The organism is Limnohabitans sp., from assembly GCF_036804465.1.
Classification (GTDB): domain Bacteria; phylum Pseudomonadota; class Gammaproteobacteria; order Burkholderiales; family Burkholderiaceae_C; genus Limnohabitans.
The window spans coordinates 41,963-68,282 of the sequence record NZ_DAIRSK010000014.1 but is presented as its reverse complement, the minus strand read 5'-3'; the positions used below and the strand labels follow the sequence as shown (position 1 = coordinate 68,282).

General features: G+C 54.0%; 25 protein-coding genes and 1 pseudogene. 20 read left to right on the top strand and 6 right to left on the bottom strand.

The window, feature by feature from the left end; genetic code table 11:
• The first annotated feature begins 3 nt into the window (after positions 1-3).
• The 9 genes and pseudogenes from V7Q41_RS09180 to V7Q41_RS09145 all read left to right on the top strand — a co-directional run bounded on the left by V7Q41_RS09180 (position 4) and on the right by V7Q41_RS09145 (position 8,018).
• Positions 4-1,254, top strand: a complete 1,251-nt coding sequence (locus V7Q41_RS09180; protein ID WP_333845514.1) for a mechanosensitive ion channel family protein — start codon at positions 4-6, stop codon at positions 1,252-1,254.
• A gap of 128 nt (positions 1,255-1,382) precedes the next feature.
• Positions 1,383-2,132 (top strand): electron transfer flavoprotein subunit beta/FixA family protein, encoded by a 750-nt coding sequence (locus V7Q41_RS09175; protein ID WP_333845513.1) that lies wholly within the window; start codon positions 1,383-1,385, stop codon positions 2,130-2,132.
• Between the two features lie 12 nt (positions 2,133-2,144).
• Positions 2,145-3,077, top strand: coding sequence for an electron transfer flavoprotein subunit alpha/FixB family protein (locus V7Q41_RS09170; RefSeq protein ID WP_333845512.1), 933 nt, complete (start codon positions 2,145-2,147; stop codon positions 3,075-3,077).
• Between the two features lie 62 nt (positions 3,078-3,139).
• Positions 3,140-4,960 (top strand): acyl-CoA dehydrogenase, encoded by a 1,821-nt coding sequence (locus V7Q41_RS09165; protein ID WP_333845511.1) that lies wholly within the window; start codon positions 3,140-3,142, stop codon positions 4,958-4,960.
• A gap of 11 nt (positions 4,961-4,971) precedes the next feature.
• On the top strand, positions 4,972-5,922 hold the full coding sequence (locus V7Q41_RS09160; protein WP_333845510.1) for an NAD(P)H-dependent flavin oxidoreductase: 951 nt from the start codon (positions 4,972-4,974) through the stop codon (positions 5,920-5,922).
• Positions 5,923-6,129: 207 nt separating this feature from the next.
• A complete protein-coding gene (locus tag V7Q41_RS09155) occupies positions 6,130-6,510 on the top strand; it encodes a hypothetical protein (protein WP_333845509.1) in 381 nt (126 codons plus the stop codon).
• Positions 6,511-6,676: 166 nt separating this feature from the next.
• Positions 6,677-7,138, top strand: coding sequence for a hypothetical protein (locus V7Q41_RS09150; RefSeq protein ID WP_333845508.1), 462 nt, complete (start codon positions 6,677-6,679; stop codon positions 7,136-7,138).
• 28 nt (positions 7,139-7,166) lie between these two features.
• Positions 7,167-7,460: pseudogene (locus tag V7Q41_RS13335) on the top strand (MlaD family protein); the annotation flags it as partial.
• A 63-nt stretch (positions 7,461-7,523) separates the two neighbouring features.
• A complete protein-coding gene (locus V7Q41_RS09145; protein ID WP_333845507.1) occupies positions 7,524-8,018 on the top strand; it encodes a hypothetical protein in 495 nt (164 codons plus the stop codon).
• A 3-nt stretch (positions 8,019-8,021) separates the two neighbouring features.
• On the opposite strand, the gene V7Q41_RS09140 is transcribed toward V7Q41_RS09145, so the two are convergent.
• From V7Q41_RS09140 to V7Q41_RS09120, 5 genes are all read right to left on the bottom strand, one after another.
• Positions 8,022-9,914 carry a caspase family protein gene (locus tag V7Q41_RS09140; RefSeq protein ID WP_333845506.1) on the bottom strand — a complete coding sequence of 631 codons (1,893 nt, stop codon included), beginning with the start codon at positions 9,912-9,914 and terminating at the stop codon, positions 8,022-8,024.
• Between the two features lie 25 nt (positions 9,915-9,939).
• Positions 9,940-10,488: an OmpA family protein gene (locus tag V7Q41_RS09135; RefSeq protein ID WP_333845505.1), complete on the bottom strand. Its 549-nt coding sequence runs from the start codon at positions 10,486-10,488 to the stop codon at positions 9,940-9,942.
• A complete protein-coding gene (locus V7Q41_RS09130; protein ID WP_333845504.1) occupies positions 10,448-11,989 on the bottom strand; it encodes a CHASE2 domain-containing protein in 1,542 nt (513 codons plus the stop codon). Before V7Q41_RS09130 ends, V7Q41_RS09135 begins: the two co-directional genes overlap by 41 nt.
• Before the next feature lie 87 nt (positions 11,990-12,076).
• On the bottom strand, positions 12,077-15,055 hold the full coding sequence (locus V7Q41_RS09125; RefSeq protein ID WP_333845503.1) for a CHAT domain-containing protein: 2,979 nt from the start codon (positions 15,053-15,055) through the stop codon (positions 12,077-12,079).
• 104 nt (positions 15,056-15,159) lie between these two features.
• A complete protein-coding gene (locus V7Q41_RS09120) occupies positions 15,160-15,603 on the bottom strand; it encodes a universal stress protein (protein ID WP_333845502.1) in 444 nt (147 codons plus the stop codon).
• A 106-nt stretch (positions 15,604-15,709) separates the two neighbouring features.
• On the opposite strand from V7Q41_RS09120, the gene V7Q41_RS09115 reads away from it, so the two are divergent.
• From V7Q41_RS09115 to V7Q41_RS09075, 9 genes are all read left to right on the top strand, one after another.
• Positions 15,710-17,965 carry a heavy metal translocating P-type ATPase gene (locus V7Q41_RS09115; protein ID WP_333845501.1) on the top strand — a complete coding sequence of 752 codons (2,256 nt, stop codon included), beginning with the start codon at positions 15,710-15,712 and terminating at the stop codon, positions 17,963-17,965.
• Positions 17,965-18,102 (top strand): cbb3-type cytochrome oxidase assembly protein CcoS, encoded by a 138-nt coding sequence (gene ccoS, locus V7Q41_RS09110; RefSeq protein ID WP_333845500.1) that lies wholly within the window; start codon positions 17,965-17,967, stop codon positions 18,100-18,102. Before V7Q41_RS09115 ends, ccoS begins: the two co-directional genes overlap by 1 nt.
• 62 nt (positions 18,103-18,164) lie before the next feature.
• The gene (gene ccoN / locus V7Q41_RS09105) at positions 18,165-19,592 is read left to right on the top strand and encodes a cytochrome-c oxidase, cbb3-type subunit I (protein ID WP_333845499.1); all 1,428 of its coding nucleotides are present in this window, start codon (positions 18,165-18,167) and stop codon (positions 19,590-19,592) included.
• Between the two features lie 10 nt (positions 19,593-19,602).
• The gene (gene ccoO / locus V7Q41_RS09100; RefSeq protein ID WP_333845498.1) at positions 19,603-20,226 is read left to right on the top strand and encodes a cytochrome-c oxidase, cbb3-type subunit II; all 624 of its coding nucleotides are present in this window, start codon (positions 19,603-19,605) and stop codon (positions 20,224-20,226) included.
• Positions 20,227-20,237: 11 nt separating this feature from the next.
• On the top strand, positions 20,238-20,375 hold the full coding sequence (locus tag V7Q41_RS09095) for a cbb3-type cytochrome oxidase subunit 3 (RefSeq protein WP_333845497.1): 138 nt from the start codon (positions 20,238-20,240) through the stop codon (positions 20,373-20,375).
• Positions 20,376-20,405: 30 nt separating this feature from the next.
• Positions 20,406-21,323 (top strand): cytochrome-c oxidase, cbb3-type subunit III, encoded by a 918-nt coding sequence (gene ccoP, locus V7Q41_RS09090; protein ID WP_333845496.1) that lies wholly within the window; start codon positions 20,406-20,408, stop codon positions 21,321-21,323.
• Positions 21,324-21,408: 85 nt separating this feature from the next.
• On the top strand, positions 21,409-22,779 hold the full coding sequence (gene ccoG, locus V7Q41_RS09085; protein ID WP_333845536.1) for a cytochrome c oxidase accessory protein CcoG: 1,371 nt from the start codon (positions 21,409-21,411) through the stop codon (positions 22,777-22,779).
• 6 nt (positions 22,780-22,785) lie between these two features.
• The gene (locus V7Q41_RS09080; RefSeq protein ID WP_333845495.1) at positions 22,786-23,076 is read left to right on the top strand and encodes a FixH family protein; all 291 of its coding nucleotides are present in this window, start codon (positions 22,786-22,788) and stop codon (positions 23,074-23,076) included.
• Between the two features lie 54 nt (positions 23,077-23,130).
• Complete coding sequence (locus tag V7Q41_RS09075; RefSeq protein ID WP_333845494.1) at positions 23,131-23,367, top strand: hypothetical protein; 237 nt, start codon at positions 23,131-23,133, stop codon at positions 23,365-23,367.
• Positions 23,368-23,399: 32 nt separating this feature from the next.
• On the opposite strand, the gene fnr is transcribed toward V7Q41_RS09075, so the two are convergent.
• A complete protein-coding gene (gene fnr / locus V7Q41_RS09070; RefSeq protein WP_333845493.1) occupies positions 23,400-24,125 on the bottom strand; it encodes a fumarate/nitrate reduction transcriptional regulator Fnr in 726 nt (241 codons plus the stop codon).
• A gap of 88 nt (positions 24,126-24,213) precedes the next feature.
• Here fnr and hemN point away from each other — a divergent pair, with 88 nt between their 5' ends.
• Complete coding sequence (gene hemN / locus V7Q41_RS09065) at positions 24,214-25,602, top strand: oxygen-independent coproporphyrinogen III oxidase (RefSeq protein ID WP_333845492.1); 1,389 nt, start codon at positions 24,214-24,216, stop codon at positions 25,600-25,602.
• Entirely contained in the window at positions 25,602-26,315 is a 714-nt protein-coding gene (locus tag V7Q41_RS09060) for a sulfite exporter TauE/SafE family protein (protein WP_333845491.1), read from the top strand. The genes hemN and V7Q41_RS09060 overlap by 1 nt, the downstream gene beginning before the upstream one ends.
• Positions 26,316-26,320: the final 5 nt, after the last annotated feature.

The window sequence follows — 26,320 nt, the reverse complement described above, 5'->3', positions numbered from 1 at the left end:
ACCATGAACGAATTACAAGAACTCTGGCTGGACTTGCATAGTCCGGCGATTGCCTTAGAGCTGGCGGGTTTGGCGCTGTGTTTGATGGCGGCTTGGTTCATCAGCTGGGCTTTGGGGCGCAGGTCCACATCCACCGATTCGATTTTGTTTGGCCGCAGGCTGATTGACGGCGTGCTGTTTCCTGCAGTGGCTTTGAGTTTGACCTTTGGTGTCAAGCTGTTGCTGACAAAAGTTCAGCACATCTCGGTGCCTGTGCTCAAGGTGGTGTTGCCTGTGCTGGTGTCGCTGCTGCTGATCCGCTTGATCGCTAGGGTGTTGGCCGCTGTTTTTCCAGTGTCGCGAGGCGCAAGACTGTTAGAGCAAGGGGTCTCTTGGGGAGCTTGGGGTTTGGCGGTGTTGTGGATCACAGGGCTGTGGACGCCCATGATGGTCGAGCTCGACAGCTTGCAATTCATGCTGGGCAAAACCCGTGTCAGCGTATCGCATGTGTTGGAGGTGGTGCTGACCTCTGGGTTTGTGCTGGTGCTGGCGCTGTGGTTGTCCACCACGCTCGAGCAGCGTGTGCTCAGTCGCGCGTTTGAAGATTTGTCCATGCGCAAAGTGGCGGCGAACGCCATGCGTGTGCTGCTGCTGGTGATTGGTACGTTGTTTGCGTTGTCGTCATTGGGTTTTGACCTCACCGCACTGTCTGTGATTGGCGGCGCTTTGGGCGTGGGCATTGGTTTTGGTTTGCAAAAACTGGCGGCCAACTATGTGAGCGGCTTTGTTATCTTGCTCGAGCGCTCTTTGCGCATTGGTGACTTTGTGCGGGTAGACGGTTTTGAAGGGCATGTCACCGACATCAAAACACGTTACACCTTGGTGCGTGCTGGCAATGGCAGTGAATCGGTGGTGCCCAATGAGTTGTTGCTGACGCAACGTGTGGAGAACTTGTCGCTGCAGAGCCGTCACCTCTTGCAGACCTGCTCTTTTTGGGTGGTGCTGCAAAGCGATGTCGAACGTGTTCAAGCCTTGTTGGTGCAGGCCGCGTTGAGCGCCAAGTGGGTGTTGCCCTCGCCAGAGCCCCAAGCTTTGCTGGCCGAGGTGGCGCCCCAAGGTTTGCGATTTAGCCTGAACTTTTGGATGGAAGACCCCATCAATGGTCAGTCTTTGACGCGTTCGAGCGTCAACATTGCCGTGTTGAGGGCCTTGCTAGATGCGGGTGTGGAGTTGGTGCATGCGCCGCAAGAGTTGGTGCCGCGCCCGTCCACTTGAGCTGTATCTAGGGACTTTCTTGGAAAAGCACGGTCGTTCGATAAAATAAATTGCTGTGCCCCTACAATGTGACGTTTACGTTTACGTAAACGTCAATCTATTTCATTTTCAAAATTGGAGCTGTTGCCATGAAAGTTTTGGTCGCTGTCAAACGCGTGGTGGACTACAACGTCAAGGTCCGTGTCAAGTCGGACCACTCGGGTGTTGACATTGCGAACGTCAAGATGAGCATGAACCCGTTTGACGAAATTGCGGTCGAAGAGGCGGTGCGTCTCAAAGAAAAGGGCTTGGTCACCGAGGTCATCGTGGTGTCTTGTGGCGTGGCTCAATGTCAAGAAACGCTGCGTACCGCGATGGCCATCGGCGCAGATCGCGCCATCTTGGTCGAGACTGCTGAAGAGTTGCAGCCTCTGGCTGTGGCCAAGCTCCTCAAGGCCTTGGTGGACAAAGAGCAGCCGGGTCTTGTGATTCTGGGCAAACAAGCGATTGATGATGACTGCAACCAAACGGGTCAAATGCTCGCGGCTTTGGCTGACATGCCCCAAGCCACATTTGCATCCAAGGTTGAGCTGAGCGCCGACAAAGCGAGTGTCACCCGCGAAGTAGACGGCGGTTTAGAAACAATTTCTGTCAGCCTACCCGCGGTCATCACCACCGACTTGCGGTTGAACGAACCTCGCTACGTGACCTTGCCCAACATCATGAAGGCCAAGAAAAAGCAGCTCGATGTGTTCAAGCCTGAAGACCTCGGTGTGGATGTGACCCCCCGCATCAAGACCCTCAAAGTGGTCGAGCCTGCCAAGCGCAGCGCGGGCATCAAAGTGCCAGACGTTGCCACCTTGGTGGACAAGCTCAAAAACGTGGCAAAAGTTATCTAAGGAAATACCAACATGACATCCCTCGTGATTGCAGAACACGACAACGCCACGATCAAGGGCGCTACTTTGAACACCGTCACCGCCGCAGCTGCCATTGGCGCTGAGGTGCATGTGCTGGTCGCGGGCCACAACGCAGGCGCAGCCGCTGCTGCTGCTGCGCAAATTGTTGGCGTGAGCAAAGTCATCCACGCTGATGGCGCAACCCTCGAAGCTGGTTTGGCAGAAAACATGGCCGCACAAGTGCTCGCCATCGCCGCCGACTACACCCACATTTTGTTTCCCGCAACTGCCAACGGCAAAAACGTGGCGCCTCGCGTGGCCGCCAAGTTAGACGTGGGCCAAATCAGCGACATCACCAAGGTGGACAGCCCAGACACGTTTGAGCGCCCCATCTATGCAGGCAACGCCGTTGCGACCGTGCAATCGAGCGATGCCGTCAAAGTCATCACTGTGCGCACCACCGGTTTTGACGCGGCTGCTGCAACAGGTGGCGCGGCTGCTGTGCAAACATCAGCCGCTGCCACAGATTCTGGCAAGAGCAGCTTCGTGGGTCGCGAAGTCACCAAGAATGACCGACCAGAACTCACTGCAGCCAAGATCATCGTCTCAGGTGGCCGCGCTTTGGGCAGCTCAGAGAAGTTTGACGAAGTCATGATTCCGCTGGCCGACAAGCTCGGCGCTGCCATTGGTGCTAGCCGCGCGGCGGTCGATGCAGGCTACGCTGCCAACGATTTGCAAGTGGGTCAAACTGGCAAGATTGTGGCGCCGCAGTTGTATGTCGCTTGCGGCATCAGCGGTGCGATTCAGCACTTGGCCGGCATGAAAGACAGCAAGGTCATCGTGGCCATCAACAAAGACGCTGAGGCTCCCATCTTCAGCGTGGCCGATTTCGGCTTGGAGGCGGATTTGTTTGTGGCCGTGCCAGAGTTGGTGGCGGCGCTCTAAACCTGGCCTGATAAAGCGCGCATCGTGGTGCCTTTTTGTATTGAATTTTGGAGATATCAAACATGAGCTACATCGCCCCCATCAAAGACATGGTGTTCAACATGGAACACTTGGCTGGCTTAGAACATGTGGCCCAAATTCCTGCGTTTGAAGACATGGGTGTGCAAACTGCCCAAGCCGTGCTCGAAGAATGTGCAAAGTTGAATGAGTCTGTGCTCGTGCCTTTGAACTGGGAAGGCGACAAGAACCCCTCGTTCTTCAAAGATGGCCACGTCACCACCACGCCTGGCTTTAAAGAGGCTTATCAGCAGTATTGCGAAGGCGGATGGCAAAGCTTGCAACACCCCGCTGACTTCGGCGGACAAGGCTTGCCCAAAACCATTGGCGCTGCCTGCGGTGAAATGCTCAACTCGGCCAACATGAGCTTTGCCTTGTGCCCCATGTTGACCGATGGTGCGATTGAAGCCTTGCTCACTGCGGGTTCTGATGAGCTGAAAGCCACGTACCTCGAGAAGCTGATCTCTGGTGAGTGGACCGGCACGATGAACCTGACCGAACCACAAGCGGGCTCTGACTTGGCTGCCGTGCGCACCCGTGCCGAGCCTCAAGCGGATGGCACCTACAAAGTGTTTGGCACCAAGATCTACATCACCTACGGTGAACACGACATGGCCGAGAACATCATCCATTTGGTGTTGGCACGCGTGCAAGGCGCACCCGAGGGTGTGAAGGGCATCAGCCTCTTTGTGGTGCCCAAGTTCATGGTGAACAAAGACGGTTCCTTGGGCGCTCGCAACGATGTGCATTGCGTGAGCATCGAGCACAAAATGGGCATCAAAGCCAGCCCCACAGCGGTGTTGCAGTATGGCGACGGCATGGCGGGCAGCATTGCAGACAGCACCGGACCCGGTGCTGTGGGCTTTCTTGTCGGCCAAGAAAACCGTGGTCTTGAGTACATGTTCATCATGATGAACGCCGCGCGTTACGCCGTGGGCGTGCAGGGGGTTGCCATTGCCGAGCGTGCTTATCAAAAGGCCGTGACCTTCTCGCGCGACCGTGTGCAAAGTCGCCCTGTCGACGGCAGCATGAAAACCAGTGCCCCCATCATTCATCACCCCGACGTGCGTCGCATGTTGATGACCATGCGCGCCTACACCGAAGGGTGCCGCGCGATGGCCACAGTGGCTGCTGCTGCTTATGACGCATCGCACCACCACCCAGATGCCGACACGCGCAAAGATAACTTGGCTTTCTATGAATTCTTGGTGCCACTGGTCAAAGGCTTCAGCACCGAGATGAGTTTGGAAGTCACCAGCCTTGGCGTGCAAGTGCATGGCGGCATGGGCTTTATCGAAGAAACCGGTGCTGCGCAGTACTACCGTGATGCCAAAATTTTGACGATCTACGAAGGCACGACCGCCATTCAAGCCAACGACTTGATTGGCCGCAAGACAGGGCGCGACCGTGGCCAAACTGCCAAAAGCATTGCAGCACAAATTGCGCATACCGAAGACGATTTGCGCAAAAGCGGCAGCGCCAACGCGGTGGCGGTGGCTGCGCGCCTGAGCGCAGCGCGTCAAGCCTTTTTGGAAGTGATTGACTTCGTGGTGTCAGGTGCCAAAGCCAGCCCCAATGCCGTGTTTGCGGGTAGCGTGCCTTACCTCATGCTCACTGGTAACTTGGTGGCAGGCTGGCAAATGGGCCGCGCTTTGTTGGCAGCTGAGGCTGAGTTGGCCAAGGGCCATGAGGTGGTGTTCATGCAATCCAAAATCACCACCGCGCGTTTCTATGCGGACCACATCTTGACCCAAGTGCCTGGCATGCGCGACAGCATCGTGGACGGCGCGGACAGCGTGACTGAGTTGGCACTCGACGCGTTTTAAAAAGGTCTGTCATGTCGCGCTTACCTGCCGTCTTGCAATCGCTCAAGTTCCCCGTCATCGCATCCCCGCTGTTCATCATCAGCAACCCCAAGCTGTTGATTGCTCAGTGCAAAGCCGGCGTGGTGGGCTCTATGCCTGCGCTCAATGCGAGACCTGCAGAGCAATTGGAAGAATGGCTGATAGAAATCACCGAGGCGCTGGCCGCACACAACCGTGAACATCCAGATCAGCCAGCAGCACCTTTTGCTATCAACCAAATCGTTCACAAAAGCAATGACCGCTTAGCGCACGACATGGCCTTGTGTGTGAAGTACAAGGTGCCCATCATCATCACCTCGTTGGGGGCCCGTGAAGATGTGAATGCGGCGGCTCACAGCTATGGGGGCATCGTGCTGCACGACGTCATCAACAACAAATTCGCCAAGAAGGCCATTGAAAAGGGCGCTGACGGCCTCATCGCCGTGGCAGCTGGCGCGGGGGGCCACGCGGGTGTCAAAAGCCCATTTGCCTTGATTCAAGAAATTCGTGAGTGGTTTGATGGCCCTGTGGCCTTGAGCGGCTCAATCGCCACCGGCGGCGCGGTGTTGGCGGCCCAAGCGATGGGCGCCGACTTTGCCTACATTGGCTCAGCCTTCATTGCCACCGACGAGGCGCGTGCGGCAGACGACTACAAACAAGCCGTGGTCGACAGCACATCGGACGACATTGTGCTGAGCAATTTGTTCACGGGCGTGCATGGCAATTATTTGGCTCCGTCCATCCGCAACGCTGGCTTGGACCCAGAGAACTTGCCCGAGAGCGACCCTAGCCAAATGAACTTTGGTGGGGGCGCACAAAAAGCGTGGAAAGACATTTGGGGGTGTGGCCAAGGCATTGGCGCGGTGAAAGCCGTGGTGCCTGCGGCTGAGTTGGTGCTAAGGCTCAAGCGTGAGTACGACGCCGCAAGGCGTGCCATTGCATGAGCATGCGTCCATCCAAATCTTATTTCACACATTGATGTTAGATTTGGCAACCATCTACCCATGAAGAGGCTTTGTATGAATTACCCACGATTCGCCACGGTGAGTATTTTATTTTTGTTGGTTCATTTGTCGGCATGCCAAACACAGACCATGCCACCTTTGGTTACACCAGCAAGCAAGTCTCTCGATCCAGCCAAACATGAGGTCATGTTTGTTGATATCCAAAAATTTGATCAAGATCTCTACCGTGCACTGCACACATCAGAACCCGAGGTGACTGTTGTGATGTATGAAAAGGTGAGCCCCAACAGCACGCCAGATCGCCTACAAAAATGGCTCAATGCTGTTGAGAAGAATGGGGGCAAAGTTGAGATCGAATCACCGCCCAATGAGTTGGTGCCCAAGAATCCTTTGTTATTGATTGGCTTGGTGGGTAGCCTTTGGGACGCGATCAAAGCGGTCAGCGATTTTCGTGATGCTGAAATGACCCGTGCCGTCAAAGGCCGCGATGCCATCATTAGCCTAGAGCGCAACGCGCGTGGTGAGGTCGTGGTGAGCAAACTCACCTTCAAGAAAAAAGTGAGCTAACGCGATCTTGGGGCTCAATCGCATGCGTTCAATGCCCCACGCCGCTGAGACGTTGACGCGAGGTTGCGGTTGGTTCGCATTGTTTGTGGGTACAGGCGTTGGCTATGTCTTTGGGCTTTTGTCCCAGCAAAGCACAGCCCTTGATCAAACCTTTGTGCATCACCTCATGACCCAATCTTTATTTGGGCATATCCCGACTTTTTCTGTGTCCCTTTTTATTTTGTTGAGGGTCGGCTTTCAACTCTCAACAGATGCCGAATTGAGAGCCCAATGGACGCGAGGACAACAGGCGGTTTCTTTTACTATAGCCTGCGCCTTGGTGTGTTTGATGGCTTGGGCTTGGTTTTTTGTCGCTGTGATGTTTGGATTTTGGCTAGGCCTGATGCAAGCGCTCAGTGGCTTCGCACACCCAGTTTGGGACGCATTTTGGATGGATTTTGAGTGGTTCAACTTGTTGCATGCTGCGCTCAGAATGGCTGTGTTGGCGATTGTCTTGAGTGCGATGACGTACATCGAAACCAATCTGCTGAAAAACCGCCCAGATGAACTTTCTCTGTTGATGTCACGTTTTGTGACCTTAGGTTTTGCTGCCATCGTCGCTGTTGAACTGACAGATATGTTGCTGTAGGCAGGGCTGGTGTGTATGGAGTTTAAAAATGACAAATAGTTTTCGCTGGCGAATTGCGCTGACCTTCGTCTGCATGGGCCTGGTCGTTGGGTATTTGATGCATTTAAAAGGTACGTTTGATTCAAAATTAATTTTGCGTGCTGACGTTGAGTCCGCTTCAGGCCTCTTTGAAGGCATGAAAGTGACTTACAAAGGCTTTGAGCTTGGAAGGCTGACACAGCTAGAGCTTTTACCAACAGGCAAGGTCAACAGCACCTTGCAAATTCATCACCAGCATGCCGGATTTATGACCCAGGGCTCTGTCTTGAAGATATCCAAAGAAAAAATTGTCACCACTGAATTGGTGTTGATCAGGGATGAGACAAACCAAGCCACTTTGCGCGCCATGGATCCGATCTCCATCATCAAAGATGATGTGACGGCCGACATCACGAAAAGGCTTGACCCCTTGCTTCAAAAAGTTCAGCTGCTATTGACGCAGTTGTCGGATCCTGCCCATGGCATTCAGGCGAGCCTCGTTGAGTCGAAAGCTGTCATGCATCAAACAGTTCGCACACTGGAGGTGACCAGTCGGACCATGCAACAGTTAGGGGATGACAAAAAAGGTTTGCCAGCTGTTCTTGGTCAAACACTTCTAACGCTGGAGCATACAAACCGCACCATGCAACAGTTGGGGGATGAAAAAATGGGCTTGCCTGCCGTGCTGGGTCAGACGCGTGACACCATGGTTGAGCTTGAAAAAGCATTGGTGCAGACGCAGCAGACTTTGGGCGGTGCCAACCGTTTGATCGAGAATGTGGACGGATCGCTTCAAGATATCAAGTCTGCACCGGTCTACAAATGGTTGATCCCAAACAATACGAATACGACCAAGCCTTGACGCTTATTTAGCCTCTACCTCTTCAATTTCAACAAGAGCTGAGGCAAACCCATCAGAGCAATCTTGGCTCACTGCCAAATTTCGTTTGGCACCGCCTGTTTGGCAGACGTTTTGGTCTTGATTTTCCGAGTTGGCAAGTAACCATTGCAATTTACTTTTACCTTCTGCATTGAGCAGCGTTTTCAAAAATGGACCTGCATTCTCCCCATCCAATTGCGACAAGTCCCGAGGCGAGTCTGAAACCAAGACCAGCACCGTGTTGACACCCTTGGGGCCTGCAGCCGTGACTCTCCAGCCTGATTTGGGCAACTCGATGGATTGGTTGGCCTCGATGCGGTTGTTGCCATCCAAGCTGTTTGGAAAGAGTAAATACAGGCTCTTCTGATCAGAACCAGCCAGCGCCACATAGACGTAGCCAGCACGTTCAGACTGAATCTTCAATCGCAATGGGTCTTGCAAGATGCGCATCCGCTGAGGGTTGGCCAAAGCACTGAGTTTGCGTGATGCATCGCGTTGGGCATGAATCTGTGCCAACAATTGATTGGGTTTAACGGCTTGTAAAGAGGGTTGCGGCAAGCTTGGCGTTGTGGAGGTGAGGACCGAGGGCGTTGCGTTGTTGGTGGGTGCAGCAGTCGCCAGAGGGACTGGCGTTGTTTGCGTGGGTGCGACTGGCTCCGGTGCGATGGATGCCACTTGGAAGGAGGGGATAAATGCTTTGTTCCCACCAATCGTCATGTGCTGACCCAAAATATCTTGCTGATTGGCGAGGGATTGATTCAAGTTGGCTTGGGCGCAGCTGGTGATCTCTTCAACGCTCAGGCTTCCACTTTGATCCAAATCTTTGGCCTTACCGAGCATGCAATCACGCCAAGCCACTGTGGCCATACCACCGGTCAATGGGTTGTCAAACGACACCTCGTCTGGGCGAGAGGCCGCAATAGAAACAATATTTTCCGGAAAAATCCCCTTGCTGCCCAGCTCGGCACTGATGGCGCGTGTGCGCATATTTGACGGTTTTGCGCACGCTTCTAGGCTGAGGTTACTGAACTTTGGCGTCAGTGTTGTGCCATATAAATTGAGCGATCTTGTCCGAAGGGGTTGATTGGCAATGCCGCCCGAGTGACAGGAGTCATAAAACACCATCAGTTTGTCTGTTTTCTTGGCAATTGGCGATAACAAGTCACTCATCTCTGTGTTCGTCACCGCGTTACCATCGCTGGCAAGTAAACCCTCCATGCATTGTCCGCTGTTGGGCTTGGAGGTATCCAGCCAGCGTGTGCCATGTCCAGAGTAGTAAACAAACACGCGATCACCTGGACGCACCCGAGCTTCTAGGTCTTGAATGCTTCGTCGAATTTCAGACGCAGTGGCTTTGCCATCTCTGAGGTAGGTGATGTTCTCTTCTGGGATAGACATGGCTTGAGAAATAACTTTGGCGCTTTGCATGTCATGCGTCACACCCTTGAGTGGCGAAACACCACTCACGCTGTATTCGCCAATGCCAATGATGAGCGCATGGCGAGAAGCCTTAGGGACAGAGCGGATGCCGGTGGTCGACATGCTGTTGTTATTGCCTGAACGCCCAGAGTCAAGGCTGGATGCCGATGCAATTTGAGCCGTGTTGCTTCCTTTGAGCGCCAAAGACCTGACCCAACCTGTTTTATCACCCGACTTAATTTGTATCCATCCTGCCTCGATCTTGATGCTCTCCACGGATTGGCCTGCACTCAGTTGACCCAAGCTGGCAGCGTCAATGAAACGATCAGCCTTGAGCTCAGTGGCACGCAGAACCGTCATGGTTTGAGCCACTGCTTGGACACTGGCAAAGGCCAATGCAGTGATGGCCAGGCATTGAACCAATCGAGGTGATTTGAATTGAGCGAAGTAGGGGTGCATATAAAAAATCTCAGCTGCGAAGCAATTAAGGGTTCAGTGTGATGATTTTGACGCGACGGTTCTCTGCTGCAAATCGATCATCCACATTGGCAAGCTCGGTGTCGCCTTTGCCTTGGGAGCGGATGCGTTTAGCGGCAACACCTTGCTTTTCTAGGTAAGTCTTCACGCTTGCTGCGCGCTGGTTGGAGAGCTTCATGTTGTAGTCTGGTGTGCCTTTGCCATCCGTGTGGCCTTCAATCATGAATTCAAGTGTGGCCAGCTGATCTGACTTGAGTGCTTTGGCGAGTGAGGCTAGCGTTTCTGCACTTTCAGGGGAAATGTCTGCAGAGTTGAATTTGAATCCAATGGTCAAGGAGACAAATTTTTGTGTCGCGGCTGAGTCTTGGCCAGTTTGCTCAACTTGCAAATTACGCAAACCGCGAGTTTTGACTTTTGTGCCCTCTTCTGGTTTGAGTGCCTCGATGATGCGTTTGGTCTCTGATTCGTTCGCAGTTGCTGGAAGCACGAAACAGAATTGAAGTGCAATCAGTGCACTAGCCAAGATGCTGTGTTGACGCCATAGATTGGTTTTCATGAGTTGATCTCCCGTGTTGTTGAGCCATTTGAATATCGGACCAAATGCGATCCCAAAATTGATCGCAGTTTAAGGGGGCAAAGTGACAAGCGTTGACGAAGGCATGGGGCGCAGCACCCTGCATGTTGGTTATCAGCGTTCGCAGCGCTTGGTTGTCGCCACGCATTGCAATATGAATCAGGCCTACACCTTTGTGGGGCAGCTGATTGACCACGCCAATGCGTGAGACTGAGAGCGCGTCTGTGCCCCGACTGAGCGTATCAATCACAGATTGCATGTGCGTGTGTGTGAAGTCCACTTGCACAACCGCAGAGCAATCCCACTGGGTTGACGCTTCATCCAAGGTGCTTTGGGCAAAAAACCGTGTACGCCAGTTCAAGTAAACAGCCCAAAAGGTGAAAAAAAGCAAAGCGTTGGAGGCAGACTGTGCCAAATCCCAATACACATTGCTGCCGCTGTGCAAGCTTGCAAAGCCAATCCCCAAAAACACGGTAGGTGCAACAGGTGCTGCCCACTTCATTTGGTCTTCTCTGATTTGGGTGCTTGCCCACACCACAATGGCCAGACCGATCCACGCCACGAGCAGTTGAAGCCAGGATGAAGCTGTTTTTAAGAAGCTTTGATTTTTTAGGTTGTCAATCACGTTGGCCAAAATCATCACGCCAGGGTGGGTGGTGTCGATAGGCGTGACCTTGACGTCGAAAAGGCTGGTCGCAGTAGAGCCGATGATGACGATCGCATTGTCAAAGCGAGGGTCTTTTTCTTGCCCTTTCATGCTTTGGCTCAGTGCCCACACCTCTGAAAAAGAGATCTGTGTGTAGGCCGCTTTTTCGTTTGTGAAATGAATCAGTTGTCGTGGTTGATCGGGAAGCACCCATCCCATATCGCTGGCCAAACGTGCAGGCAAGGACCACAGTCGCCATCCCTCTTTTTCTTCCCACAGACGGTAGCTGCGGTTGACGCCGTCAGGGTCAGCATAGATGTTGTGATAGCCTAGTCGTTGTGTTTGAACCAGTGCCTCAAAGGCTGGAGCGACAACCGCTAGGGTGGGCGGTGCATGCGCCTTGGACGGATCGGTGAGGCTGGTAAACCCCAGCAACTGATCCGCAGTGACTTGGCTCAATTTGTCATTGCTGGGGTTAAGCCGCAGAATTGGAAAATAACTGTTGGAACTCTTTTGGATGGCTTCAACAAAAGCCAAGTCTGAAGCCGGATTCAAGGTGTCGGGGTCAGCAAATAAAATGTCAAACACCACCACCTTCGCGCCCTTTTGATTCAGCCACTCAAGCGCACCAGCCAAAGTTTCTCTGGGCCATGGCCAGCGGCCGAACTCTGTGCGCATCTTGTCCAAAGAGCGTTCATCAATGTCGACAATGACGATTTGAGGATCTACCTCTGGTCCCCAAATGCGTCGTTTGATGAGCTGGTCATAACTTTGCGGATCAAAACCAATGCCACTGTTGAGTTGAATCACCCGAAACACAGACAGTGTTGCAATCAAAACAACAATCACCCATCGAACCACCAAATGGTTTTGACGCGCCAGATAAAGTTGAAGGGCCTGCAAAATCGTACTTCGAAGTTGCGCTTATCTTGCGCCTTCGCCCACCAAGGCATAGGGCGCCCAAAAGGTGGGATGTGAGTAAGCCGAGGTTTGCATCAGATCCAGCATGGATTGACGCAGTGCTTGCGCGCGGCTGATCTGAGGTTGTTTCTTGTAAAGCTCAAACGTGCGTGTGGTCAGTCGCATGGCGCTTTCACTCTCGACCGACCAATGCGTCACCAACAGGCTGCGGCTGCCTGCATAAAAGAAGCCCCTTGCCAAACCAGACAAAGCCTCTTCTACCTTGCCGTCCGCACCCGCAGTGTTGCAAGCCGACAGAACGACCCAGTCGGCATTGAGGCGCAGGCCCATCACATCTTCTAGCGTGAGCAAAGGAGAGCTGTTTGGGTCGGTTACAGCCGACATGGCCAGGGCAGGTTGCTCCAGCCTTGGAAGGTCCCCGGGGAGCAAGCCATGCGTCGCAAAGACCACAATTTGCTGGTCATAGAGCTTGGCATCGTCGCTGGCTTTGATCACCGATTCCCGCGTGGCTTGTTCACCTAGAAACACGTCTGTTTTGAGGTCCGCATTCAGCAGTTTGGCCAGAGACAACACTTCATCACGTGTCTCAGGAAGCGGGGGTAGGGACGCATATTGCAGTTGGTTGACAGCGTTTTTTTCGATGTCTGCATAAGCGGCATGCTGATTGAGCATAGCCCTGACATTAGATTTGCCACTGCTCGAGTTGGCATTGACTGTAAAACTTGGGTCGCCCCAAGCCATCATCGGTTTGTTGCCAGACGGTGCTTTGGCTAGCGCCTTGAGTGCCACCCATGCGCTGGGTGACGACACGTGGCTGATGCCGAAGTCCCGAATCAGCCAGGGGGCTTGTGCATGATCATTTTTGGCCCAGGCTTGTTTGACCAGCACGGCAAAGGGCAGTTGTCCCAGTGCCCCTGAGGTCGCGACGATCAAGTGCTCTTTGCCAGACAGCATGCCTTCTATTGGGCTGAGCAGTTGTTGGTAGAGCAGGTGAGATTTTTCAAAATTGAAGCGAGGTGCTTTGCTGCCTCGGTCTGCCACATCGAGGGTGCTGCGAAGTACTTTGACAGCTTCAGCAATTTGTTTTTGATTGATCGCGCTGCGGTGCAAGCGTGTTTGTCCCGCCTTGTCGATGGCGAAAACATAGGTTTCCTCCTCCATGGGGACAATGCTGACCAAGACCTCTTGACTGCTCAGCAGTTTGGCGATGTCCGCTGGTGAAGGCGCTTTGGGTTGCAAGAGCTGGAAATACTCGGGGTACTCTTTTTGTATCTGGGTCTTATAGCCACGACGCTGGGCTTCAATCTCTGACACACGTTCGCGCATGGCCTTGACCACTTCGGGGTTTATTCTTTGTTGCTGTGACTCACCCGCTTGGGCCGTGATGTAAGCAAACAGGGTGTTGAGTTCAGTTTTAGCATCCTGGTCTTGACGCGCAACTTGTCCTAAACCTGGCTTTTTGATGGCCGCGCGCGCTGCTGCATCTGAAATGGCTTGCTGCACAGAAGAGACCATGAGGTGGTTGGATGCCGCAAAGGCAAGGGCGGCAGAGTTTGGTTCAGCCGCTTGGTTGTGTGCCAACAAGCGTATGTACGTTTTGTAAATGTCTTGGCGTAGGGCCAAGCGAAATGGGGACTCTTCAAATTGATTGGATAAGCTGTCAGGGGCGCTCAAATTGCGTGTGGCGAGCGCCAGTTCGCTCAAGGCGGAGGCTTGACGTGCAGGGTCTTTGGCCAGCGCCATGCCATAAAGACCCCGTCTAAACGCGGTGAAGTAATGCTCAGCACCGAAGTCATTGATGGTGTTGGTCAACGCGACTTGGAACAAATTGATCGCCTCTTGGGTGCGTCCGTTGTTCAACAGGGTGAGTCCCCGTAAATCAACCATCCTTGCAATTGGCTTGAGTCGATCATTGTCGCCAACCGCCTTGTCAAGTTTGTCGAATTCATGGAGCGCTTCTTGCCAACGTTTTTGTGCAACAAGACTTTTGTTGATGCGTTGTCGACTGAAGATGGATTGAGCGCTCGATTCTGAAAGCCCTTTGTCCAGCTCAAGACTGCGCAGCTGTTGCGAGATTCTTAATGAGTCCGCATAGCGGCCCTGCGCAAAATAAAGATCTGCCACTCTGCGATAGAAGTAGCCCATTTGATCTTCGGTAAATTGGTATTTTTTCAGTATGGATAAGGCCTCACTCAGAGAGTCCTGTGCTTCGAAAATTCGACCACTGTCAATTTGCGAAACAGCGAGCTCTACTGCAGAGGCTGCATGGCCAGATCTGCCAAACTGAACCTCTCTTGCTGGGACATACATTTCCCATTTGGTGAGCTCCAAGCCTTTGTCTTTGGCCAACTTTGCTTCAGCGACGGATGCTTCAAACTTGCCTTGGCGCAACAGTAGACGTGCTTTGGTTTTGTGATACTCCATTTCTGCACGAACAGACCAATAACCAATCACATTGGTTCTGAAACGGCTGAAGTCCTTAGGAATGATCGCGCCAGCTTCCTCAAGCAACTGATCCGCCTTTTTGATTCGATGTTCGTCAAGATAGCCTTGAGCCAAACGCGACCTGATGCGAACCATGTGAACAGGATGCTTTTGCTCGCGCAAGATATCTTCTAAGTGCTTGAAGCCTTCTGCGGTGTCGCTGGAGTTGGACATCAGATAAGAGCCCAGAGACCACTTCGCGTCCTTAGGGGAGGCCGCAAACCACGCCCGCAGGACGCGCTCCCTTTCGTTGGGGTCACCCAATTTAAATGCTGCGGCATCTTGAGCTTGGTACCACTGGTTAAGCGATTGGATCGTCAACCCTTCAGGCTGGGGCTGTTGAAGGAGTGCGCGCAGCGCTTGCGCCTCTACAGGGGAGATTTTCTGTAGGGTGATCAGTTCATCCGCCCATGCGGTGTGGCCGACAAAAACCAAACATAAGCCAACCGCCTGCGCAGCCTTATTCAAACTTCGAAACAGTCGTGATAACAATCCCATCTGCTGAGCATACCAAGAACTTTTTCGCGAAAAGGCGTCATTCCCCCTGCAAACAAAAAAGCCCAGCGTCCAGCTAGGCTTATGACTACGCAAGTATTACTGAATCAGCGCAGCACCAACACCGGCAAGTTGGCATGTGTCAGCACCTGTTGTGTCTCACTGCCCAGCAGCAATCGCTTGATGCCACGGCGGCCGTGGGAGGCCATCACGATCAGGTCGGCTTTGTGTTTCTTGGCCGCTGAGATCAGCGCGTCAGACACGATGTCAGATTTCACCACCACCGCTTTGGCGCTCACGCCTTTGGCTTTCGCTGCTTTGAGCACAGCATCCAATACTTTTTGGGCACCGTCTGTCCAACCCGCTTCAATCTTTGAAACCTCTGCAGCGCTCAAGGGCAACGAGCCCTCAAAGTAGCTTTGTGGGTAGCGAGGCGTCACTTTGACAGCGATCAATTCAGCACCACTGAGCGCAGCCAATTCGATGGCGCTGGTGATGGCTTTTTTAGACAACGCAGAGCCGTCAGTGGCTACTAATATTCGTTTGTACATCAATTGCTCCTTGTGTTGATTTGACTTTCAGCTTACTCCCATGAACGCAACATACCTTGATCCATGTCAAGTTTTGCTCAGGTCAAACCGTTAGGCTAGGGCACTTATGGATTCAGATGACTCAAGCTTCGCGCTGCTGGATGACCGCCAAGAGTGGTTGCGATTCAGCCAGCTGCACCAAGCCGAAACAGGCCAAAGCGGTGATGAATGCTGGGATTCGCACATGGTGATTCAAGGCATGCACTGCGCTGCTTGCGCCTTCGCCGTAGAAGAGGCCCTGCTGGCTGTGCCTGGCGTCCACTCGGCCGATGTCAATGCAGCCACGCACCGTGCCAAAGTGGTGTGGTCGGCTGCTGAGGTCAAACCTTCTCAGTGGATCGCAGCCATCGCCAAAGCAGGCTATGGCGCTTTGCCAGCCGCCGATAGCAGCTTGCGCCAAGCCCGCCATGAAGAATCAAGACGCGCCTTGTGGCGCTGGCTGGTGGCAGGCTTTTGCATGATGCAAGTGATGATGTACGCCTATCCCGCCTATGTGGCCGATGCGGGCGACATCACGCCCGATCTGGTGTTTTTGTTGCGTTGGGCTTCGTGGGTGTTGACCTTGCCCGTGGTACTGTTTTCGTGCGGGCCGTTTTTCAGCAATGCCTTGCGTGACATCCGCGCACACCGCGTGAGCATGGATTTGCCTGTGGCCTTGGGCATGTTGATTACTTTTTCGCTCAGCGCCATCGCCACCTTCGAGCCGCAGGGGATGTGGGGTGCTGAGGTGTATTACGACTCGCTCACCATGTTTGTGTTCTTCTTGCTCACAGGCCGTTGGCTGGAGCTGCGTGTGCGCGATCGCACCGCGGGTGCACTCGAAGCCTTGATGAACCGTTTGCCTGACAGTGTCGAGCGACAGTTGCCAAGCGGCGAGTTTGAACGCGTGGCTGTGCGTCGCGTGATGGTGGGTGATGTGATTCGTGTCTCTCCCTCAGAGAGCTTTCCAGTCGATGGTGTGATTTTGCAAGGTCAGGCCTTGGCGGATGAGGCTTTGCTGAGCGGTGAGTCGCGGCCGCAGGTCCGCAGCTTAGGCGACTTGGTGGTGGCGGGCAGTCACAACCTGAGTGGCATCGTCACGGTGCGCGTGGTGCAAGTGGGCGAGGGCACGCAGTTCTCGCAGATCGTGGCTTTGATGGAAAACGCCTCGCTGCAAAAACCGCGCTTGGCGCAGTTGGCGGACCGAATAGCCAAGCCGTTTTTGATGGGGGTGTTGGTGCTAGCAGCTTTGTCTGCTGTGTATTGGTGGCCCAGCAACCCTGGGCACGCGTTGATGGTGGCCGTCGCTGTGTTGGTGGTGACTTGTCCATGTGCTTTGTCGTTGGCCACACCCGCCGCCATGTTGGCTGCGGCGGGCAACTTGGCGCGTCACGGCGTGTTGGTGCGCAATCTGCAAGCCTTGGAGTCTTTGGCTGAGATAGACACCTTGATTTTTGACAAGACCGGCACGCTGACCCAAGACGGCCAACGCATCACGCAGGTGATGACGGCTGAGGGCGTGACGCCTGCCTATGCCTTGGGTGTGGCCGCGGCGTTGGCCAAACATTCGTTTCACCCGCTGTCGCGTGCCTTGGTGAAAGCGAACGAAACTTCAGAACAAGGCCTCAGCTTTGAGATGCAAGAGGTCACCGAGACGATAGGCCAAGGTTTAGAAAGCCACGCAGATGTGGGCTGGCGTTTGGGAAGCGCGTCTTTTTGCAAGCCCCAAGTCAAGACCATTCCCGACGCTGCCATGGATTGCCAAGTCCACTTGTGCACGCCAGACGCGTGGTTAGCCAGTTGGCGACTGACAGAAGACGTGCGTGCTGATGCGGTGCAAACCGTGCAAGCTTTGCAAAAACTCAACATCGAGGTGTGGCTGCTCTCGGGTGACCGAGCTGAGTCGGCGCAACATGTGGCGCAAGAGGTAGGCATTTCTCAAGCGTTTGGAGCTTGCACGCCGCAAGACAAGCTCTCGCGCTTGCAAGTCGCGCAAGCGCGTGGTGCGCGGGTGGCAATGGTGGGAGACGGTCTGAACGACGGGCCTGTTCTCGCGGGCGCCCATGTGTCGATGGCATTTGGCCATGCAGTGCCCTTGGCGCAGTCCACATCGGACTTGGTCTTGATGGGTGGCAATTTACGGGTGGTGGCGCAAAGCATCCAGTTGGCCAGACGCACCCTGCGGGTGGTCAAACAAAACCTGGCTTGGGCCGCCGCCTACAACGCGGTGTGTGTGCCGCTCGCCGTCGTGGGTTGGTTGCCAGCTTGGTTGGCGGGCTTGGGCATGGCGCTCAGCTCGCTGTGGGTGGTATTGAATTCGTTGCGACTCAACAAAGGTTTCTGATGGACATCTTGTATTTGTTAATCCCTCTGTCGGTGTTGTTGGTCTTATTTATCTTGGCGGGCCTTTGGTGGGCCATTCACAAGGGTCAATTTGATGGTTTGGAGCAAGAAGGCGAGCGAATTCTGCGGGACGATTGATTTGGATCAATAACGCATCCTCCGTATTTGAGGACACTGGGTCGAATTATGAAAGGCGACCTATGAACTCTTCAGAACAAGCCGTCTACAGCGACACCGTTGTCAGGCAGTTTTCCATCATGGCGGTGGTTTGGGGTGTGGTGGGAATGTTGGTGGGCGTGATCATCGCTTGCCAATTGGCTTGGCCAGAACTGAACTTTGGCATTCCTTGGTTGAGCTATGGCCGCCTGCGTCCTTTGCATACCAATGCGGTGATTTTTGCATTTGGCGGTTGTGCACTGTTCGCCACCAGCTACTTCGTGGTGCAGCGAACTTGCCACACTGTTTTGTTCATGCCGCGATTGGCAGCCTTCACCTTTTGGGGCTGGCAGCTGGTCATCTTGGCTGCGGCGGTGAGCTTGCCTTTGGGCTTTACCCAAGGCAAGGAATACGCGGAACTGGAGTGGCCCATCGACATCTTGATTGCGGTGGTGTGGGTGTCTTACGCCGTGGTGTTTTTTGGCACGGTTGGCACGCGCAAGGTCAAACACATCTATGTGGCCAACTGGTTTTTTGCAGCGTTCATCATTGCGGTGGCTTTGTTGCACATCGTCAACAGCGCTGCCATTCCATCGGGTTGGATGAAGTCTTACTCTGCCTACGCGGGCGCACAAGATGCGATGGTGCAGTGGTGGTATGGCCACAATGCGGTGGGATTCTTTTTGACAGCAGGCTTCTTGGGCATGATGTATTACTTCATTCCCAAGCAAGCGGGGCGCCCGGTGTACTCGTATCGCTTGTCAATCGTTCACTTTTGGGCTTTGATCTTCACCTACATGTGGGCGGGGCCTCATCACCTGCACTACACCGCCTTGCCCGACTGGACACAGTCGTTGGGCATGGTGTTCTCCTTGGTCTTGTTGGCGCCTAGCTGGGGCGGCATGATCAACGGCATCATGACTTTGTCGGGCGCATGGCACAAACTGCGCGATGACCCGATTCTGCGTTTCTTGATCGTGTCTTTGTCCTTCTACGGCATGTCTACTTTTGAGGGCCCGATGATGGCAATCAAAACGGTCAACGCATTAAGCCATTACACCGACTGGACGGTTGGCCACGTGCACTCGGGCGCTTTGGGTTGGGTGGGCTTGGTGTCCATGGGCTCCATCTATTTCTTGATTCCTAAGTTGTTTGGCCGCAAGGAAATGTTCAGCGTCAAGGCCATCGAGGTGCATTTCTGGTTGGCCACCATCGGCATTGTGTTGTACATCGCAGCGATGTGGATTGCCGGTGTGATGCAAGGTTTGATGTGGCGCGCCATCAACACCGACGGCACCTTGACATACACCTTTGTCGAGTCAGTCAAAGCCACCTATCCGTTTTATGTGATTCGGGTGTTAGGTGGGGTGTTGTACTTGAGCGGCATGCTCATCATGCTGTGGAACGTTATCAAGACGGCCACCAGCGGCAACAGCGTTCTCGTGACCATTCCAGCACCTGCTCACGCTTGAGGAGAAACACATGTCTGATAACAATTCCAAAGGCTTCTCCCATGCGAGTGTGGAGACGAATAACTTTTTGATGATCGTGTTGATCTTGATCGCCGTCGCTTTCGGTGGCTTGGTCGAGATCGTGCCCTTGTTCTTTCAAAAGTCCACCACCGAAGCCGTGACGGGTGTCAAGCCCTACACCGCGCTGCAGTTGGCGGGGCGTGATGTGTACATCCGAGAGGGTTGCTACAACTGTCACTCTCAAATGATTCGACCTTTTCGCGCTGAAACACTGCGCTACGGCCACTATTCGGTGGCTGGCGAATCGGTCTATGACCACCCTTTTCAATGGGGCAGCAAGCGCACCGGTCCTGACTTGGCGCGTGTGGGTGGCAAATACAGCGACGAGTGGCATCGTGTTCACTTGAACAACCCACGCGATGTGGTGCCTGAATCCAACATGCCCGAATACCCATGGTTGACCAAAAACTTGGTGGATGCAGCACAAGTGTCTGCCAACATGTCGGCGCTGCGCAAAGTCGGCGTGCCGTATAGCGACGAAGAAATCGCCCAAGCCCTAGAGAACGTCAAAGGGAAGACCGAGATGGAGGCGTCGATCGCCTACCTTCAAGTGTTGGGCCTAGCCCTCAAATAAGGAGACAAGCCATGGATGTCAATGATTTGCGAATGGCCACCACATTGATCGCTTTTGCGGTGTTCATTGGCATCGTGGCTTGGGTCTATTGTGGACGTAACAAAGAAGATTTTGAGGCCGCATCCAAGCTGCCCCTCGATCAAGACTAAGGCCTAGCGCCTTTGTAAAGGAATCGAATCATGAGTGATTTCACAAGTAATTTTTGGTCGATCTTCGTGTCTGCCATTTCAATTTTGGGCGTCGTGTACTGCGCACTTTTGCTGTGGTTTTCGTCCAAAGTGAAAGTGTCGGCTCAGGTCCAGGACGGCACCACGGGCCACGTGTGGGACGACGACCTGCGCGAAATGAACAACCCGCTGCCACGATGGTGGTTGTGGCTGTTCATCATCACCATGGTGTTTGCTGTGATGTATGGCGTGGCTTATCCAGGCTTGGGCAGCTTTGGGGGTGTGTTGGGTTGGACTTCAGCAGGCCAGTACGAAGCTGAAGTGGCCAAAGCCAACAAAGACCTCGAGCCCCTGTATGGCGCATTCAACGCGCAAACCGCCGAGCAGTTGTCGCAAGATCCCCAAGCGATGGCGGTGGGCGAGCGCTTGTTCATGAACAACTGTTCCCAATGTCACGGCTCAGACGCGCGTGGCTCTAAGGGCTTCCCAAATCTAAGCGATAAGGACTGGTTGCATGGGGGCAGCACCGACAAAATCAAAGAGACCTTGACCCTAGGTCGTATCGGTCAAATGCCGCCTATGGCCGCAGCGGTGGGGACACCTGACGACGTCCGCAATGTGTCGCACTATGTGTTGAGCTTGTCGAACAGTCCGCACGACTCGGTACGGGCTGCTTTGGGCAAGTCTAAGTTTGCGGCCTGTGCTGCTTGCCACGGCCCTGACGGTGCTGGCATACAAGCCATGGGCGCTGCCAACTTGACTGACAAAGTTTGGCTGCATGGCTGGGGCGAAGAAGCCATCGCAGCCATGATCAACAAAGGAAAAGTCAACCAAATGCCCGCACAAGAAGGCCGTTTGACAGCATCTCAAATCCACGTTTTGACTGCTTATGTATGGGGCCTGTCAAACAAACATTCCGTCACGAAGTAAATAAGCTGTGAACGCTGCTGACGACGCCAAACAGCGCAAGACCATTCCCATCATTGCAGAGCCTTCCAGCCCTGCGGATGAGGTGATGGTTTCGCTTTATGCCGCATCCAAAAAAATATATCCCCGCTCTGTTCGGGGCGTCTTTGCCTATTGGCGCTGGATGTGTGTGGTTGTGACGCAGCTGGTGTTTTACGGCTTGCCTTGGGTGGAGTGGGGCACTCGGCAAGCTGTGTTGTTCGACTTGGGCTCGCGTCGTTTTTATATTTTTGGCTTGGTCTTGTACCCGCAAGACTTCATCTACCTCACCGGCTTGTTGGTCATCTCGGCCTTGGCGCTGTTCTTGTTCACCGCCGTGGCTGGACGTTTGTGGTGCGGCTATGCTTGCCCGCAAACGGTGTACAGCGAAATTTTCTTGTGGATAGAGCGCAAGGTGGAGGGCGATCGCTCGGCCCGCATGCGCTTGGACAACGCCAACTTCACGATGGAGAAGCTGGTCAAAAAATGGTTCAAGCACCTGATTTGGATCTTTTTATCCATTTGGACTGGGTTTACTTTCGTGGGCTATTTCACGCCTATTCGCGAGTTGGGAATGGAATTTTTCCTCACCCAAATGAGTTCGTGGGAGTTGTTTTGGGTGTTGTTCTACGCCTTGGCTACCTATGGCAATGCTGGTTTCATGCGCGAACAGGTGTGCAAATACATGTGCCCCTATGCGCGCTTTCAAAGTGCCATGTTCGACAACGACACCCTCATCGTGACCTACGACGCACAACGCGGCGAACCTCGGGGCTCGCGCGCCAAGAGCGCGGATGTCAGCATGTTGAACTTAGGCGCTTGCGTGGACTGCAGCTTGTGTGTGCAAGTCTGTCCCACGGGTATAGACATACGAGATGGTTTGCAATACGAGTGCATCGGTTGCGGTGCCTGTGCCGATGTGTGCGACACCGTGATGGACAAGCTTGGTTATGCCAAGGGGTTGGTGCGCTACACCACTCAAAACGCGATGGACAACAAGTGGTCGCCCAAGGAGATGTGGCAGCGTTTGATGCGCCCGCGGGTTCAGGTTTACACCATGATTTTGGCGGCCGTGACGATCGGCTTGTTGGTTTCGCTGAGTTTGCGCACGCCATTCAAGGTCGATGTGGTGCGAGACCGATCGACCTTGTCACGCATCACCGAGCAAGGCACATTGGAGAATGTGTATCGCTTGCAAATCATGAATGCGGCCGAAACCCAACAAACTTTCCACTTGTCTGTGAAGGGTCTGCCAAATTTGCAAATCACGTCTGAGACTGAGGTGGTGGTCGACCCTGCGCAAGCGCGTTGGGTGGTGTTGCGCGCCGATCTGCCTTACGGCTCGGTCGAGGGTGGTTCTCACAAGATCATGTTTGAAATTCAAGCCTCAGGCACGGATGCCTATGTGGTCGAAAAATCTGTGTTCATTGTTCCTAGGTAGATCATCATGCAACATCCAACATGCGATACCCAACCTTGGTGGCACTATGGCCACGTGTGGCTCATCATTGCTGGGCCAGCAGCGGTCATCGTGGCTGGGTTCATCACGTTGGTGATCGCCATCCGCATGCCAGACCCGTTGTTGGCTGAAGACTATTACCGACGTGGCTTGAATATCAACAAGACCTTGGCTGCTGAAAAAGACATGCAATTTGCGCCGGCCATGCAGTCGCGTAACCATGTGGTGACGCCAAAGTCTGAATCATCTCAGCCCGAGCCGCCGCCCAAGCCTCAGTGATTGGGCGACATCATTTGCACCAGAACTAATTAATTTCATTTGCGGAGAATTCAAATGTGGGCTCAACGAATGATGTGGGTGGTGTGGCCTGGCTTTTTAGTGGCCAGCGTTTTAGAAATACTGGTGTTTGCTTTTGTGGATCCACAAGACTTACAGTGGATGGGGCAATCGATTGAGTTGTCAAGACAAGGCGTCTACACGTTGTCGTTTTTTGTCTTTTGGGCCCTGACCTGTGCCAGCAGTGCATTGACTGTGTTGCTGTCGAAGTCAGCCGTTGACATCAACAGTTGACATGCACCGTTGAGATGCCGATCGATTTCTTCTTAACTACTATGGCAGTTTTGAGCGTTCACAATGCGCTTGAGCCCATCGGCATCCAAGATGCGCACATGGCGTTGTTTGACGTCTACCAAACCGTCATCCACAAACTTTGAAAACGTGCGGCTGACCGTTTCGAGTTTGAGGCCCAGATAGCTGCCAATCTCTTCGCGCGTCATGCGCAACACCAACTCAGTCTGCGAAAAGCCTCGGGCGTGTAAGCGTTGCACCAAGTTCAGCAAGAAGGCAGCCAATCGTTCTTCTGCGCGCATGCTTCCCAGCAGCAGCATCACACCGTTTTCGCGCACGATTTCACGGCTCATGATTTTGTGCACATGTCGCTGCAGTGAGGTAATTTCGCGCGACAGTTCTTCGATGCGGTCAAACGGCATGACACACACTTCGGCGTCTTCTAGTGCCACAGCGTCGCAGGTGTGGAAGTCACTCACGATACCGTCTAAGCCCATGATCTCGCCAGCCATTTGAAACCCTGTGACTTGGTCGCGGCCATCTTCAGCGCTGAGACGAGTTTTGAAAAACCCGGTACGAATGGCAAACAAGGCATTGAATTTGTCGCCGTTTCTAAACAAATGCTCGCCTCGCGCTACTTTGCGCCGCGTGGCGACCACCTCATCCACACGCTCCATTTCACTCTCGCTCAAACCCAATGGCATGCAGAGCTCTCGCAGATTGCAGCTAGAACAAGCGACTTTGATGCTGATGGGATTCATGGGTGCATACCTCAGTTGGTGTTGATACAGGTCAATTGATTGGATGCGCTAAGAAACTATTATGGAGCGCATCTTTAGGTGTGAACTTATGCATTCGCTTGTGATAAATACAGAACTCTTGCAACGCTACGATGTGGCGGGGCCGCGGTACACCTCTTACCCCACGGCTGATCGTTTTGTGGAGGCTTTTGCTGAGGCGGATTACGTGCAAGTGCTTCAGCAGCGACGCGACGGTTGGGCTGCGAAGGCCTCCCCTTTGTCGCTCTATGTGCACATCCCATTTTGTGAGTCGCTTTGCTATTACTGTGCTTGCAACAAGATCATAACCAAACACCACGCGCGAGGCGCTGAGTATTTGCGCTACCTGGAGCGCGAGGTCGACCTCAACATCGCGCACTTAGGTCACGGCCAAGTTGTGTCGCAGTTGCACTTGGGGGGAGGCAGTCCCACATTTCTGAGTGACGAAGAGTTGACACAACTCATGGCCATGTTGCGACGCAACTTTCAGTTTGTCTCGGCTGGTGAATATTCAGTGGAGATTGACCCACGCACCGTCTCGCGCACACGTTTGGCACATTTGGCCGAGCTCGGCTTTAACCGTCTGAGTTTTGGTCTGCAAGACTTTGAAGCGGCCGTGCAAAAAGCAGTGCACCGCATCCAGCCCGCAGAGCAGGTGTTTGATTTGGTGGCGGCTTCGCGAGAGCTTGGCTTTGAGTCAGTCAATGTGGATTTGATTTACGGCTTACCCCTGCAAACGCCCGAGACCTTTGAGCGTACCTTGGCGCTCGTGACCCAGTTGCGTCCAGACCGCATCGCTTTGTATGCCTATGCGCATTTGCCCGAGCGCTTCAAGCCTCAGCGCCGCATCCACACGCAAGACCTGCCCCCTGCAGCGTCTAAGCTGGTCATGCTGTCTAGCGCCATGCGTGTGTTGATGGCCGCTGGCTATGTTTATGTGGGCATGGACCACTTTGCCTTGCCCACCGATGCCTTGGCTGTGGCCAAGCGCCAAGGCCGATTGCACCGAAATTTTCAGGGCTACAGCACGCAGCCCGATGGCGACTTGATCGCTTTGGGTGTGTCGTCCATCAGCTGTTTGGGCCCAACTTTCAGCCAAAACGTCAAAACCTTGGACGATTACTACGACTTGCTCAACCAAGGCCGTTTGCCAGTGGTGCGTGGCTTGGCGCTCTCGCGAGACGATTTGGTGCGTCGCAGCGTCATCATGGCGCTGATGTGTCAGGGCAGCGTGCTGTTTGAGTCAGTGGAGTTGTCTTTCTTGGTGGACTTCAGGCACTACTTCGCAGCTGAACTTACTGCATTGGCTTTGATGCAGGACCAAGGACTGTTGACCCTGGATGATTCAGGCCTCCATGTGACGGCGCTGGGTTGGTTTTTTGTGCGCGGCATCGCCATGGTGTTTGACAAATACTTGCAAGCCGACCAAAACCGCGCCAGGTTCTCTAAAATCCTCTGATGAACACCACGCTGGCCCTCACCGCACTCCTCATGGGGCTTGCGGGTGGGCCTCATTGTTTGGCCATGTGTGGAGCGGCTTGCGCGGGTATCGGTCGTGCAGCTCAAAAACAATCAGGCGGGCAGGGCATGTCGGCCATGTTGTTGTTTCAGCTGGGTCGCATCATCGGCTACAGCGCGCTGGGCGCGTTGGCTGCTAGCACCATGCAGGGCGTGGGTTGGCTCAGCACGCAGTCAACGGTGTTTCGACCTGTGTGGACCTTGTTGCATATCGTGGCTTTCATGGTGGGCGGCTTGCTGCTTTGGCGTGGCGAGCAACCAATTTGGCTGGAACACTTTGGACGCGGTATCTGGCGTCGTGTGCAGTGCATGACCGCGCATCTCAAGCTCCGCAATGGGGGTGCCGTGGTGCTGGGTGTTTTGTGGGCCTTGATGCCGTGTGGCCTTTTGTATGGCGCACTCTTGGTGGCTGCACTGAGCAACAGTTCTTTGCAAGGTGCAGCAGTGATGGCTTTGTTTGCGCTTGGTAGCGCCGTGGTGCTCACCATTGGCCCGTGGGTGTGGTTGCGTTTGCGCGGTGGGCAAATGATGGCCACTGGCAGTGGCGCTTGGGGTGTGCGTTTGGCGGGGCTCGCTTTGGCTGTCAGCTCTGGCTGGGCCTTGTGGATGGGCTTGGTTGAATACCAAGCACCTTGGTGCCTGGTGCCTCAATAAACGTC

Excerpts from the sequence above, each read along its gene's own strand:
- ccoG (WP_333845536.1), top strand. The coding sequence starts at position 21,409 with ATGGTTTCGCTTTATGCCGCATCCAAAAAAATATATCCCCGCTCTGTT.
- ccoS (WP_333845500.1), top strand. The coding sequence starts at position 17,965 with ATGGACATCTTGTATTTGTTAATCCCTCTGTCGGTGTTGTTGGTCTTA.
- V7Q41_RS09140 (WP_333845506.1), bottom strand. The coding sequence starts at position 9,914 with ATGCACCCCTACTTCGCTCAATTCAAATCACCTCGATTGGTTCAATGC.
- V7Q41_RS09120 (WP_333845502.1), bottom strand. The coding sequence starts at position 15,603 with ATGTACAAACGAATATTAGTAGCCACTGACGGCTCTGCGTTGTCTAAA.
- V7Q41_RS09175 (WP_333845513.1), top strand. The coding sequence starts at position 1,383 with ATGAAAGTTTTGGTCGCTGTCAAACGCGTGGTGGACTACAACGTCAAG.
- fnr (WP_333845493.1), bottom strand. The coding sequence starts at position 24,125 with ATGAATCCCATCAGCATCAAAGTCGCTTGTTCTAGCTGCAATCTGCGA.
- V7Q41_RS09080 (WP_333845495.1), top strand. The coding sequence starts at position 22,786 with ATGCAACATCCAACATGCGATACCCAACCTTGGTGGCACTATGGCCAC.
- V7Q41_RS09145 (WP_333845507.1), top strand. The coding sequence starts at position 7,524 with ATGGATCCGATCTCCATCATCAAAGATGATGTGACGGCCGACATCACG.
- V7Q41_RS09155 (WP_333845509.1), top strand. The coding sequence starts at position 6,130 with ATGTTTGTTGATATCCAAAAATTTGATCAAGATCTCTACCGTGCACTG.
- V7Q41_RS09150 (WP_333845508.1), top strand. The coding sequence starts at position 6,677 with ATGACCCAATCTTTATTTGGGCATATCCCGACTTTTTCTGTGTCCCTT.
- V7Q41_RS09075 (WP_333845494.1), top strand. The coding sequence starts at position 23,131 with ATGTGGGCTCAACGAATGATGTGGGTGGTGTGGCCTGGCTTTTTAGTG.
- V7Q41_RS09125 (WP_333845503.1), bottom strand. The coding sequence starts at position 15,055 with ATGGGATTGTTATCACGACTGTTTCGAAGTTTGAATAAGGCTGCGCAG.
- V7Q41_RS09115 (WP_333845501.1), top strand. The coding sequence starts at position 15,710 with ATGGATTCAGATGACTCAAGCTTCGCGCTGCTGGATGACCGCCAAGAG.
- V7Q41_RS09170 (WP_333845512.1), top strand. The coding sequence starts at position 2,145 with ATGACATCCCTCGTGATTGCAGAACACGACAACGCCACGATCAAGGGC.
- V7Q41_RS09135 (WP_333845505.1), bottom strand. The coding sequence starts at position 10,488 with ATGAAAACCAATCTATGGCGTCAACACAGCATCTTGGCTAGTGCACTG.
- ccoN (WP_333845499.1), top strand. The coding sequence starts at position 18,165 with ATGAACTCTTCAGAACAAGCCGTCTACAGCGACACCGTTGTCAGGCAG.
- V7Q41_RS09160 (WP_333845510.1), top strand. The coding sequence starts at position 4,972 with ATGTCGCGCTTACCTGCCGTCTTGCAATCGCTCAAGTTCCCCGTCATC.
- V7Q41_RS09165 (WP_333845511.1), top strand. The coding sequence starts at position 3,140 with ATGAGCTACATCGCCCCCATCAAAGACATGGTGTTCAACATGGAACAC.
- V7Q41_RS09095 (WP_333845497.1), top strand. The coding sequence starts at position 20,238 with ATGGATGTCAATGATTTGCGAATGGCCACCACATTGATCGCTTTTGCG.
- hemN (WP_333845492.1), top strand. The coding sequence starts at position 24,214 with ATGCATTCGCTTGTGATAAATACAGAACTCTTGCAACGCTACGATGTG.
- V7Q41_RS09060 (WP_333845491.1), top strand. The coding sequence starts at position 25,602 with ATGAACACCACGCTGGCCCTCACCGCACTCCTCATGGGGCTTGCGGGT.
- ccoO (WP_333845498.1), top strand. The coding sequence starts at position 19,603 with ATGTCTGATAACAATTCCAAAGGCTTCTCCCATGCGAGTGTGGAGACG.
- ccoP (WP_333845496.1), top strand. The coding sequence starts at position 20,406 with ATGAGTGATTTCACAAGTAATTTTTGGTCGATCTTCGTGTCTGCCATT.
- V7Q41_RS09180 (WP_333845514.1), top strand. The coding sequence starts at position 4 with ATGAACGAATTACAAGAACTCTGGCTGGACTTGCATAGTCCGGCGATT.